At 37.9% G+C, this 12,510-nt stretch carries 10 protein-coding genes; 7 read left to right on the top strand and 3 right to left on the bottom strand.

What is annotated here, in order from left to right; translation table 11 throughout:
• The first annotated feature begins 130 nt into the window (after positions 1-130).
• The 6 genes from rbfA (at position 131) to FCS21_RS04855 (ending at position 7,161) form a co-directional block, all read left to right on the top strand.
• On the top strand, positions 131-592 hold the full coding sequence (gene rbfA, locus FCS21_RS04880) for a 30S ribosome-binding factor RbfA (RefSeq protein ID WP_138621011.1): 462 nt from the start codon (positions 131-133) through the stop codon (positions 590-592).
• Entirely contained in the window at positions 593-1,540 is a 948-nt protein-coding gene (gene truB, locus FCS21_RS04875) for a tRNA pseudouridine(55) synthase TruB (protein WP_138621009.1), read from the top strand. It begins immediately after the preceding gene.
• 201 nt (positions 1,541-1,741) lie between these two features.
• The gene (gene rpsO, locus FCS21_RS04870; RefSeq protein ID WP_138621007.1) at positions 1,742-2,011 is read left to right on the top strand and encodes a 30S ribosomal protein S15; all 270 of its coding nucleotides are present in this window, start codon (positions 1,742-1,744) and stop codon (positions 2,009-2,011) included.
• A gap of 321 nt (positions 2,012-2,332) precedes the next feature.
• Positions 2,333-4,447 (top strand): polyribonucleotide nucleotidyltransferase, encoded by a 2,115-nt coding sequence (gene pnp, locus FCS21_RS04865; RefSeq protein WP_138621006.1) that lies wholly within the window; start codon positions 2,333-2,335, stop codon positions 4,445-4,447.
• Positions 4,448-4,535: 88 nt separating this feature from the next.
• The gene (nlpI, locus tag FCS21_RS04860; protein WP_246047024.1) at positions 4,536-5,447 is read left to right on the top strand and encodes a lipoprotein NlpI; all 912 of its coding nucleotides are present in this window, start codon (positions 4,536-4,538) and stop codon (positions 5,445-5,447) included.
• Positions 5,448-5,472: 25 nt separating this feature from the next.
• Complete coding sequence (locus FCS21_RS04855; protein ID WP_246047022.1) at positions 5,473-7,161, top strand: tetratricopeptide repeat protein; 1,689 nt, start codon at positions 5,473-5,475, stop codon at positions 7,159-7,161.
• Between the two features lie 41 nt (positions 7,162-7,202).
• Here the strand turns inward: FCS21_RS04855 and FCS21_RS04850 are convergent, their stop codons facing one another.
• On the bottom strand, positions 7,203-7,526 hold the full coding sequence (locus FCS21_RS04850; RefSeq protein ID WP_138621002.1) for a hypothetical protein: 324 nt from the start codon (positions 7,524-7,526) through the stop codon (positions 7,203-7,205).
• A gap of 263 nt (positions 7,527-7,789) precedes the next feature.
• Between FCS21_RS04850 and FCS21_RS04845 the strand changes: the two genes are divergently transcribed.
• A complete protein-coding gene (locus tag FCS21_RS04845) occupies positions 7,790-9,535 on the top strand; it encodes a SufS family cysteine desulfurase (RefSeq protein WP_138621000.1) in 1,746 nt (581 codons plus the stop codon).
• A gap of 62 nt (positions 9,536-9,597) precedes the next feature.
• Here FCS21_RS04845 and tcdA read toward each other — a convergent pair whose 3' ends face one another.
• Positions 9,598-10,407, bottom strand: a complete 810-nt coding sequence (gene tcdA, locus FCS21_RS04840; protein ID WP_138620998.1) for a tRNA cyclic N6-threonylcarbamoyladenosine(37) synthase TcdA — start codon at positions 10,405-10,407, stop codon at positions 9,598-9,600.
• Between the two features lie 275 nt (positions 10,408-10,682).
• A complete protein-coding gene (locus tag FCS21_RS04835) occupies positions 10,683-11,969 on the bottom strand; it encodes a citrate synthase (RefSeq protein WP_138620996.1) in 1,287 nt (428 codons plus the stop codon).
• Positions 11,970-12,510 lie beyond the last annotated feature (541 nt).

The following is a 12,510-nucleotide window of genomic DNA, read 5'->3' as shown; positions in this document are numbered from 1 at the left end:
ATTATTTAAAAGGGGCTTATGCCCCTTTTGTGTTGATAATTTAAAGTTGATAAATTATCAACTTTAAATTATCAACTTTATAAACCAAGTAAGCTGTTATTTATTAATAACAGCTACATAGGAGAATACGATGGCTAGAGAATACGCCCGTACTGACCGTGTAGGTCAACAAATCCAAAAAGAAATCGCGACTATTTTAATGCGCGAAATTAAAGATCCTCGCTTAAGTATGACTACAGTGTCTGCGGTTGAAGTGACACGTGATTTAGCTTACGCCAAGATTTTTGTGACTTTTTTTAATGATAACCCAGAGGATATTAAAGCCTCATTAGAAGTGCTTGCTGAAGCGGAAGGTTATATCCGTTCACTACTTGGTAAACGCTTACGTGCTCGCATTATGCCGCATTTACGTTTTGTTTATGATAGCTCAATGAGTGAAGGTGTTCGTATGAGCGCTTTGGTTGATCAAGCTATTGCTAGTGATAAGCACGGTGATAGTCAGATTGGCGATGTACAAATTGATAATGCACAAGTTGACGATACACAGCTTGATAACAAAAAAAATAATGATAGTGAGCAGGGCGAGTCATAAATGGCTAAACGTAGAAAAGGCCGCGCCATTAATGGTGTGCTGTTATTAGATAAACCTCATGGTTTATCATCTAATCATGCATTACAAACGGTTAAACGTATTTATTTCGCTCAAAAAGCAGGCCATACGGGGGCATTAGATCCTCTTGCTACCGGTATGTTACCTATTTGTTTGGGTGAGGGAACTAAGTTTTCACAGTACTTACTTGATACCGATAAAACTTATCAAGTAACTGCTAAGTTAGGTGTTCGTACTACCACCAGTGACGCTGGTGGTGAAGTGGTTAGTGAAAAACCCGTGGATGTTTCTGATGAGCAACTTGCTATTGCCTTAGATAGCTTTCGCGGTACGACCAAGCAAGTACCTTCAATGTACTCAGCGCTTAAACATCAAGGTCAACCACTTTATAAGTATGCAAGAGAAGGCATTGAAGTACCACGTGAAGCACGTGATATTACCGTGTTTAATCTTGAGCTATTAAGGTTTGAGGGTGATGAGGTCGAATTAAATATTCATGTCTCTAAGGGCACTTATATTCGAACTATTATTGATGATTTAGGGGAGTTATTAGGCTGTGGAGCACACGTAGCACATCTTAGGCGCTCAGCTGTAGGTAATTACCCCATTGATAAAATGGTTACCCTTGCTGAACTTGAAGCCTTACTTGAGCAAGCGATAGCTGATGAAGTAACCCCGTCAGAAGTGCTTGACCCATTATTACTACCGATGAATAGTGCTGTTGATGGCATGCAGTGTTTATACATTGATGATATGTCAGCAAACTTTTTACGTCATGGTAATCCGGTACAAGCTTATAACGCACCTGCAGAAGGTAGCGTACAAGTTTATATTGGCGAAGATGAAAATGATGCTAATGCCGAATTTATTGGCGTTGGTTTTATCAATGATGATGGCTTATTAGCGCCTAAACGTATTGTAGTAATATAACTACATTGATTTACAGCAGAGCTTCTTAATCAGTTAATTAGCGCACTCTACTAAAGTAAACACTTGCTTTTTAGTTATTGGCTGCTAGAATACGCGCTCTTTCGTCATCAACGCTAAATTAGTGTTTGGCTTGATGCGTATTTTATCGCTCTACTTTACTTATATAGTTTAAAATAGAGTCAACACACTAAGGATTTTATAATGTCTTTAAATGCTACAGAAAAAGCTGCAATCGTTGCAGAATATGCTCAATCAGAAGGTGATACAGGTTCTCCAGAAGTTCAAGTTGCTTTGTTAACTACACAAATCAACCACTTACAAGGTCACTTCAAAGAGCACATCCATGATCACCATTCACGTCGTGGTTTATTACGCATGGTTGCACAACGTCGTAAGTTACTTGATTACTTAAAAGGTAAAAACCTTGTACGTTACACTTCATTAATTGCTAAATTAGGTTTACGTCGTTAATCCGACCTCACCCATTTTAGATAAAAGGAGCCTATGGCTCCTTTTTTGTTATTTTAGCGATGAAAAATGTTATTTAAAGTAAGAAATAGCGTTTGAAACTAGCATTCAGCTGTTTAGCTAGTATAATGACCCTGAAATTTTAGAGCGTTACAGTTATTATTCTATTTTTATTAATAATTGTATTTTCTCAATAAAATCACGAAAAACTAAACCAATCCAAACTGTATAATTTTTTGTTCAACTTATGCTGGCAGTTTATAGCTAAGTGAATAAATAATTGTACAGATTGGTGAATACATTCCATTTATTAAGGAACACTATATGTTCAATCAAGTTACTAAAAAATTCCAATTCGGTAAACATACCGTGACATTAGAAACTGGCGCTATTGCTCGCCAAGCATCAGCAGCGGTAATGGCAAGCATGGATGACACCTGTGTACTTGTTTCTGTTGTTGCTAAAAAAGAAGCAAAACCAGGACAAGATTTTTTCCCGTTAACAGTAAACTATCAAGAGCGTGCTTACGCTGCGGGTAAAATCCCTGGTAGCTTCTTTAAACGTGAAGGTCGTCCTTCAGAAGAAGAAACACTTATCGCGCGTTTAATTGACCGTCCAATCCGTCCATTATTCCCAGAAGGTTTCACTAACGAAGTCCAAGTAATTATCACGGTTGTTTCTGTTAACCCTGAAATTGCACCAGATATTATCTCTTTAATTGGTACTTCTGCAGCATTAGCTATTTCAGGCGCACCATTTAGCGGTCCTGTTGGCGCAGCACGCGTTGGTTATGTTGATGGTCAATACATCCTTAACCCGTTACAGTCTGAACTACCAGCAAGCCAATTAGATCTTGTGGTATCAGGTACTGATTCAGCGGTATTAATGGTTGAGTCTGAAGCTGACGTATTATCTGAAGAAGTTATGCTTGGCGCTGTTGTATACGGTCATGAGCAAATGCAAACTGCTATTTCAGCGATTAAAGAATTTAAAGCTGAAGTAAATACACCGTCATGGAATTGGGTTGCTCCAGTTAAAAATGCAGAATTGTCAGCTAAAATAGCTGAGTTAAGTGAAGCACAAGTAAACGAAGCTTACCAAATTACTGAGAAAGCTGTTCGTTATGAAAAAATTGCAGAAATTCGTAATGAAGTTGTTGAAGCGTTATTAGCACAAGATGCTGAACTTGACGTTCAAGAAGCAAAAGATTTATTCCACGATTTAGAAAAAACAGTTGTCCGTGGTCGTATTACTGATGGTAACCCTCGTATTGATGGTCGCGATCCTGAGTCAATTCGTGCTTTAGACGTGATGACAGGCGTTTTACCACGTACTCACGGTTCAGCAGTATTTACTCGTGGCGAAACACAGTCATTGGTAACAGCTACCTTAGGCACACAACGTGATGCTCAGCGTTTAGATACTATCTTAGGTGATAAAACTGATAACTTCATGCTTCATTACAACTTCCCTCCATATTGTGTAGGTGAAACTGGTTTTGTTGGTAGCCCTAAGCGTCGTGAAATTGGTCATGGTCGTTTAGCTAAGCGCGGCATGTTAGCTGTTATGCCAACAATTGAAGAATTCCCGTATTCAGTACGTGTTGTGTCTGAAATCACTGAATCAAATGGTTCATCTTCAATGGCTTCTGTTTGTGGTGCTTCTTTAGCATTAATGGATGCTGGTGTACCAATTAAAGCCTCTGTGGCTGGTATTGCTATGGGTCTAGTTAAAGAAGGCGACAAATTCGTTGTTCTTTCTGACATTTTAGGTGATGAAGATCACTTAGGTGACATGGACTTTAAAGTTGCCGGTACTACTGGTGGTATTACTGCATTACAAATGGATATCAAGATTGAAGGTATCACGCAAGAGATCATGCAAATTGCGTTAAACCAAGCAAAAGCGGCACGTACCCATATTTTATCTGTAATGGATGAAGCTATTGCCGGTCACAGAAATGATATCTCTCAATTTGCGCCACGCATTCATACTATGAAAGTAAGCCAAGATAAGATTCGTGACATCATCGGTAAAGGCGGCGCAACAATTCGTCAATTGACTGAAGAAACTGGCACTACCATTGAAATTGAAGATGACGGTACGGTTAAAATTGCGGCAACATCAGGCGAGCAAGCAGAAGATGCTATTAATCGCATTAAAGCGTTAACCGCTGAAATTGAAGTAGGTACACTTTACACGGGTAAAGTAGTACGTATCGTTGATTTTGGTGCATTTGTTAACGTACTGCCAGGCAAAGATGGTTTAGTACATATTTCTCAAATTTCTGAAGAGCGCGTTAATAATGTTAGCGAAGTATTAACAGAAGGCCAAGAAGTGAAAGTTAAAGTACTAGAAGTTGATCGCCAAGGTCGTGTACGTTTAAGTATCAAAGAAGCAATGGAAAAACCAGTAGCAGAAGCACCAGCAGCTGAGTAATAGTTAAGGATTGATTAAGTAAAAAAGGAGCCTTATGGCTCCTTTTTTGTTTATAATGATTTCATTATAGTATTTATAAGGTATGTTTGTGTATTCACTTATCAAGATCACTTTTGTTACTTTACTGTTAAGTAGTACGTTGTTGGTGCAAGGTTGTAGTGCAAACTACGTAGGAGGTAGCACTCATAGTAAGGCTCCGATGCTCAATAACTTTGTTATTGCAGAGCCATTATCAATAAACTATAAGAGTGAAATTGCCATCGCACGCTTATCGGAAGTGATAAACAGAGCGAAAATAACGGACGAACAAAGAGCAGAGTTATTATATGACCGTGGTGTTTTATACGACAGTGTTGGTTTACGCTCCTTAGCTAGGTTTGATTTTACCCATGCCTTGCAGTTAAAGCCTGACTTAGTTGATGCTTATAATTTTTTAGGTATTCATTACACCCAACTGCAAGAATTTTCCCAAGCCTATGAGCAATTTGATTCTGCTTTAGATTTAGCCCCTGATCATGAATATGCTTATTTAAATAGAGGTATAGCCTTGTATTATGGCTCACGTCCCAAATTGGCTAGCCTTGATATTCAAGCTTTTCATCAAAAACAGCAAGATGATCCGTATCGTTTATTATGGTTATATTTAAGTGAATATAATGTTGATCCACTAGCGGCCAAATACTCTTTAAAGCAACGAGCCTTATTAGTAGATAACCGTATGTGGGCTAAGCAGATTATTGAACTTTATCTAGGTGAACTATCACAAGGAAAGTTTCTAAAAAACTTAACCCAAAATATTCAATCTAACCAAGAGTTAACAGAGCGTTTATGTGAAGCCTATTTTTATTTAGGTAAGTACAATCAAACGTTAGGTTATTACGATAGTGCGGCTAACTTTTTTAAACTTGCCGTTAGCACTAATGTTTATGAATTTGTAGAACATAGATACGCTAAACTTGAATTAGACTTAATGCGCACTAAAACAGTGATGCAGCCTTAAGGGAGTTAACCTAAGGGGATAGTGTATGAAGGTAAAGCTTTGCATCGTCATGGTGAGCTCGTTGATATTATTATCGTCTAGCTCATTTTTTTTATCTGATTTTTTAACTCAAAAAATTGATCGTAATGATTACAGCGATGCTCAATTTGTTTTTGCACTAAAAAATAACGATATTGCTGCTTTGACCATAGAAGAAAAAAAGACCCTCGTCGGTAGTATTTACTGGTTAAGACTCAATCGAGAGTTAGCTAAAACTCAAGCTAGCGCAGCCTTAAGACTGGCCCGCTGGTATCTGAACAACAGTTATATACAGACAGGTATAGCAAGCACAGCGTTAAGCCCAATATTAGCCAATACGGTAAATAAAGACGCGCTCATATGGTTTGAGCAAGCAATTCGTTTACACTCTTCACAAGCGATTGTTGAACTCGCTCAATTGTATTTTCAACAAGATAGAGTTGATAAGGCTCAGTCGACAATCAGCAAGCTGCCAGAGCTATTACCTAATCATAATTTAGACGAGGCAGCGTTGCGTTTACGATTAACTATTGCTATTTACGTGGGCGATATTAATAAGGTTGAGCAGTTAGTAAATACTGCGCTGTTACAGCAAGCGAAGTATTATAAAGGAAAGTACGGTATAGAAAGTACCACGCTTCGCTTACTAGCGGACATGACTAAGTTCGCTATTATTAAAAAAAATTCGTTACTAGCACCTTATCTAGAGGCACACCAGCAAAGCGATAAAGTTAACCTTTACTTAAGCCCTGCAGCTAATTGCTTAGCAAGCTTACAACTTTTTGCCACGAATGTTAGGCATTTAATCCAACTTGACCAGTTAATTAAACGCTTTAACCAGCAGCAACCGCTAGCCCGCTATATCTGTTTACCGACACCGAAATATATCAGTATTAAACAACTAAAGTGTAGCGCCAAAAAACACCAGGCCATTTTGTGTGATGAATCACATTGGCAACATATTGTTAACGAGGTAGACAGTCGCTATATAGGGCTAATGCTAAAAGAAGGTGGGGCTAATGTACACTTAGGTATTTTATATTTTGATAGTGAAGATGACGTTGATGTTTTTAGCCATGAAGTCAGTCATTTATTAGGCTTTGTTGATGAGTACCCGTTAACTAAAGAACACGATAAGTGCCAAGGCATTCAAGCAATCCCTTTTTCACATAATATTGCGGTATTAAAAAAGCACTATCAAGGGGATAAGACACAGTTAAGAGCGCAGATATTAAAAAGTATGCCTTGGGCAAATAGTATTAAGGCAACGACGCCCATTTTACAGTTAGTCGATGGTAGCTCAGCCAAGCAACAAAAATGGCGTTTAGGTACGCCGTCAACTTATCAAGAAAGCGTGGGGGTTTATATCTCAGAGAGTTGTCATCATGCGACGGGGCAATTTATGAGTCCAAAGTCTAAAGACGTTGCAGGAGTTGAAAGTATTAGTTACTCCGCTTTTAAGCCTCTTAACCGTCGTACGCAGTTAAGATATTTTTCCGCGGATTTTCCCAATGAATACCTTGAATTGATAGAAGCAAAGCCAACCGCTTATTTGATGCCAAGTTTTCATTACAATATTGCCTTAGCATTGTATCAACAAGGAAAGGCGATTGATGCAAAGTATTGGCTTGATAAAGCGGCACAATGGGAAAGCGACCCCGTTAAAAAAGCCATGGTGTTAAATGGTGGTTTTTAATATAAGTTTTGATAGCTTTGCAGATAAAGTGATAACAATATTTACGGGAGCTTTTTTGTCAACGTTGGGGTACCAGTATTGTTTGATGAGTTCACTTTTCTTCTTAAGCGGCTATTATTTAAATAAATAATATCGATGTTTGCTACCGGCTTTTTAACTTCAGTGATTGGCCATGGGGTAAAGCTCTTGATATATTGTACCTCTTGAACCGCTTTTTCACACTTGAGTTTAATACCATTACTATCACTTGTATCACTGTTAATGCTTTCACTTGTTATTAACTTTTTATTATTAATAGCAGCGTATTTCTGTAAACTTGTTTTAAGCTGACCTTTTAGTAGACGTAGATAAAGTAAAAAGTGCATGTAAGTTATCCTTAGATTTTTTTATAAAATGTCCTTATGAGTTATAGTCTACATTTTAGTTTTTTATGCCATGTTATTTTCATTTTCATTTAAATGAGTTGTCATCGGGTGATGAGATGCTTTGGTGATACTTAACGTTATGGGTTAACTAAGTACTTAAATTATCGCGTTAAAATGCGTTATAATAGTGTTATACAATAATGAAAGCATTAATTAGACAAATTAATTGCTGTTAAGTCGCTTTATCATAAGCATGAGCCTCTATGAATATTTTTGAACCGCACCTCTTTCGTCAACAATTTCCATTAATAATACAACATGAAAAAGCACAAATAGATCAACACAGCCTCAACCCTGCGCTAGTTTACTTGGATAATGCCGCGACTACGCAAAAACCGGAACAAGTGATCAACAGCTATCAATATTATTATCAAAATAGTAACGCTAATGTTCATAGGGCCTCACATCAGTTAAGTAGTAAAGCAACGTCTGCTTTTGAGCAAGCTCGCAGCTCAGTGCAAAAATTTATTGGCGCTCGTAGTATTAAAGAAATCATTTGGACGAAAGGTGCAACGGAAAGCATTAATATTATTGCACAGGCTTTAGCACGTAATACCTTAAGGCTAGGTGATGAAATTGTTTTGTGTGCTAGTGAACATCACGCAAATATTGTACCTTGGCAGATTGTTGCTCAGCAGACAGGGGCGGTAATCAAAGTATTAACATTAAATAATCAAGGTTATATTGATGTTGATAGTATAGATAATGTTATTACCAGTAAGACAAAAATTGTTGCTTGTGCTCATATTTCAAATGTTTTAGGGCGAATAAACCCTATTAAATCTGTTATTGAAAGAGCAAAGCACGTTGGCGCTATCAGCGTAATAGATGGTGCTCAAGCGGTTGCTCACCTATCAGTAAATGTAGCAGCCCTTGATTGTGATTTTTATGTTTTTTCAGCACACAAAATGTATGGACCGACAGGTGTTGGTGTACTGTATGGTAAAGAAGCTTTGCTTGAAAGTATGTCACCTTATCAAGGCGGAGGAGAAATGATTAAAACGGTTAGCTTTACTCAAGCGACAACCTTTAATGCATTGCCTTTTAAGTTTGAAGCAGGGACGCCTAATATTGCCGGTGTTATCGCTTTTTCTCAATGTATTGACTTTCTAGCCCCTTTGTTAGCCGATAAAAAGCAAGGCTATAGCCTATATGAACAACAACTTTTGCAATATTGCTATCAAGGGTTAAGCCAAATCAAGCCGGTAAAATTTATAGCTGAGGGGATGCCGGATATTGGTGTTATCGCTTTTACGTTAACGGGTCATCATAATCATGATGTCGCTATGGCGCTCGATAGTTATGGTATTGCGATTCGCTCAGGCCATCATTGTGCTATGCCGTTAATGACTTATTTACAGCTTGATGGTTGCTTAAGAATTTCAATCGCTGCTTACAATACCGTGGCAGAAATTGACTATCTACTAAATTGTTTACATAGTATTTTACAGGAAGAGGGGGGAGATAACTCAGTATTAGTCAAACAAGGTAAAGCAGAGTCGCAAGTCAGTTTATCGTCTTCTCAATTAATACAGTCAGCGAAGCCAGCAGTGCAAACGATGGACGATATTATTAGACTTTTTACCAAGACCAAAGGTTGGGATAGCCGACATAGAGAGATTATGTTACTTGGTAAAAAATTGCCACGCCTTGATAAGTCGTTAAGAAACGATAATACCCTTATCGCTGGCTGCGAGAGTTTGGCTTGGTTACAGGTAGAAAAAAATATTGATGGAAGTTATATCTTTACAGCAGATAGTGATGCAAAAATTATTCGCGGTTTATTAGTGATCGTTTTAGCCGCTTTTAATGGTAGAAATGCACAAGAAATTAATCAGGTAAATATTAATGAGTACTTTAATACCTTGGGTTTATTGCAACACTTAAGCCCGTCGCGTGGTAATGGTTTATTAGCGATTGTTGATAAAATAAAATTATTGGCGCAATAATAATCTCAAAAAAAAGCACTGACTCGATAAAAATGATCAACCTGTGCTTTTAACGTCTGCAATTATTTAGTTAAAAGCTTATCAATAGCTCTACCGACGGCAAAAAAGGCGAACGTTGCTGTTACATGGGTTGTTGCACCAAAGCCACTATGACAATCTAAGCGCATAGCGCCTTGCTCAGAGGCGCTAGTATCAGGCTTTGCTAAGCAAACTTCACCTTGATTACTGTTGTCTGGGTAGCGTAATTGCTCACTAGAAAATACGGCGTCAACGGAAAACTTTCTTTTACTGGCCTTGGCAATATCGGCACGTGGAAAATTAAACTCCCGTCGTAATTGATTTTTTACTTTTGCAAGTAGTGGATCTTGGTAGGTTTTACTCAAATCAGTGATAGCTATTTTACTAGGGTCTACTTGACCGCCAGCCCCACCAATCGTAATTATCGGTAATTTATTACGTTTACAAAAGGCAATAATACGGGTCTTTATATCTACGGAGTCTATGGCATCAATAACATAGTCAAATGAAGGATTAAGCAAAGTGGCTAAATTATCGGTGGTAACGAAATCTTCAATAACCTGTACGTTACATTCAGGGTTTATTTGCTTGATCCGTGCCGACATTACTTCAACTTTACTTTGACCCACGGTATCGGTTAATGCATGAATTTGGCGGTTAATATTGGTGGTACATATATCATCGAGATCAATTAAGGTGATATTACCTATACCGTTACGGGCTAATGCTTCAGCTGCCCACGAGCCAACGCCACCAATACCAATAACACAAAAATTTGCTTGTTGTAAAATACTCGCGCCGTGTTCGCCATATAAGCGATGAATACCGCCAAAACGTAAAGAATAGTCAGACATAATTAATTTCTAGGAGTCTTTTAAGTGAGTGAGAAGATAAAAGGAGCCTAGTATAGCGACAAGTTATAGCGAGTTGAATCAATTTTTGCTTTCAATCAGCTTCATTTATTGTCATTTAAGCGGCTAAATTGCTAAAAACTTATTCTTTTACTGAATAATGACTATTATACTTGGTGATGATAAGAGGGTGGTTTTTATGGGAAATTAAACACAAAAAAGGCAGCTTTCGCTGCCTTTTTTAATCATTATTAACACACAAATGCGTGCCTAATTGATTATCTTTTATTCAAAGGAACGAACTCACGGTTAATTTCACCGGTGTAATTTTGACGAGGACGACCAATTTTTTGACCCGGTTGAGATAACATTTCATCCCAGTGAGCAATCCAACCAACGGTTCTAGACATAGCAAAAATTACCGTAAACATACTTGATGGAATACCAATAGCTTTAAGGATAATACCTGAGTAAAAGTCTACGTTCGGGTAAAGTTTTTTCTCAATAAAGTAAGGGTCTTCAAGCGCTACTTTTTCTAAAGCCATGGCAACATCAAGTAACGGGTCGCTAATACCTAACTCGTTTAATACTTCATGACACGTTTCACGCATTACCGTAGCACGAGGGTCGAAGTTTTTGTAAACACGGTGACCAAAGCCCATTAAACGGAAAGGGTCATTTTTATCTTTAGCTTTAGCGACGAATTCGTCTACTCTGTCTAAGCTACCAATTTTTTCAAGCATGGTTAAGCAAGCTTCGTTTGCACCGCCGTGAGCAGGTCCCCATAATGAAGCAACGCCAGCCGCTATACAGGCATAAGGGTTAGCGCCAGAAGAGCCGGCTAAACGCACGGTAGAGGTTGAAGCATTTTGTTCATGGTCAGCATGTAACGTAAAAATTCTATCCATTGCGTTAGCAATAGTAGGGCTTACGATATATTCTTGAGCAGGTACAGAGAACATCATATGCAGGAAGTTTTCTGCAAAAGAAAGTTCATTTCGTGGATAAACAAAGGGTTGTCCAACGCTATATTTGTAGGCCATTGCTGCGATAGTAGGCATCTTAGCGATAAGTCTATGAGCACTACGTTTACGCTGGGCTGCGTCAGTAATATCTAGATCACTATGGTAGAAAGATGACATAGCGCCAACCACACCACAAAGCATCGCCATAGGATGTGCATCAGGTAAGAAACCGTGGAAAAAATGGACTAATTTCTCGTGCAACATAGTGTGCGTAGTGATGACGTTTTTAAACTCTTCATATTCAGGCTTTGTTGGTGCATTACCATTCAATAAAATGTAACAAACTTCAAGGTAATCAGCTTCTTTAGCTAGGCTATCAATAGCATAGCCGCGGTGCTGCAAAATACCTTTGTCACCGTCAATAAAAGTAATAGATGATTCACACGACGCCGTTGCTAAAAAGCCTGGGTCATAGGTGAAATAGCCGTGGCTACCTAACGTTCTAATATCAATTACGTCATTACCGGCGCTTCCTTTTAGAATTGGAAATTCGCCAATTTCTTTGCCATCAATACTCAGAGAGGCTTTTGACTCAGCCATAATGTTTTTTCCCCTATCAAATTATAATTTATATACATGTACTGACCTTGCACTAAATGACCCCTCTTATTATTTAACGTTACTGTTGAGTGTTATCTCTAAGTAATTACCGTTAAGCAATAATCAAACGTCGTGAAATAAGTGGCCAGTTCTTGTGATCTTTCTTGGGTGTTTTAAACTGCCAACATTCTACCCTGAAATGAATTTAAAATGTAAGAGCAATTATACTAAAGTTTAATACGATGCAAGTTTTTGTTTAAAAAATAAACACCATAACTCGAGCTAGCGCTCGGGGGGAAATTGTAATTATTTATTATCAATTATATAATCATTACGTTCTGTAGTTTTTTGATAATGCTTTTAGATTTTTTTATCTTGAGTCTAATTACAAAGTCTAACTAGAATCGTTTTGTGAAGTTAGATAGACTGATTTGCGAATAGGTAGATATAAGTAAGCACTTATGAAAAATTACCGTTCACTTCGGGAATTGCTTTTTTATATTGATTTTTTAAAGTTTCAATTAAGTTAAAAGTCAAGCTA

The sequence above is a fragment of the Colwellia ponticola genome (assembly GCF_005885605.1).
Taxonomy (GTDB): domain Bacteria; phylum Pseudomonadota; class Gammaproteobacteria; order Enterobacterales; family Alteromonadaceae; genus Colwellia; species Colwellia ponticola.
Note: the sequence above shows the minus strand (reverse complement) of the source record. Positions and strands in the feature narration are given on the sequence as shown.

Bases quoted from the DNA above. Each gene is read 5' to 3' on its own strand.
- rbfA (WP_138621011.1), top strand. From the start codon at position 131: ATGGCTAGAGAATACGCCCGTACTGACCGTGTAGGTCAACAAATCCAA.
- truB (WP_138621009.1), top strand. From the start codon at position 593: ATGGCTAAACGTAGAAAAGGCCGCGCCATTAATGGTGTGCTGTTATTA.
- rpsO (WP_138621007.1), top strand. From the start codon at position 1,742: ATGTCTTTAAATGCTACAGAAAAAGCTGCAATCGTTGCAGAATATGCT.
- pnp (WP_138621006.1), top strand. From the start codon at position 2,333: ATGTTCAATCAAGTTACTAAAAAATTCCAATTCGGTAAACATACCGTG.
- FCS21_RS04855 (WP_246047022.1), top strand. From the start codon at position 5,473: ATGAAGGTAAAGCTTTGCATCGTCATGGTGAGCTCGTTGATATTATTA.
- FCS21_RS04850 (WP_138621002.1), bottom strand. From the start codon at position 7,526: ATGCACTTTTTACTTTATCTACGTCTACTAAAAGGTCAGCTTAAAACA.
- FCS21_RS04845 (WP_138621000.1), top strand. From the start codon at position 7,790: ATGAATATTTTTGAACCGCACCTCTTTCGTCAACAATTTCCATTAATA.
- tcdA (WP_138620998.1), bottom strand. From the start codon at position 10,407: ATGTCTGACTATTCTTTACGTTTTGGCGGTATTCATCGCTTATATGGC.
- FCS21_RS04835 (WP_138620996.1), bottom strand. From the start codon at position 11,969: ATGGCTGAGTCAAAAGCCTCTCTGAGTATTGATGGCAAAGAAATTGGC.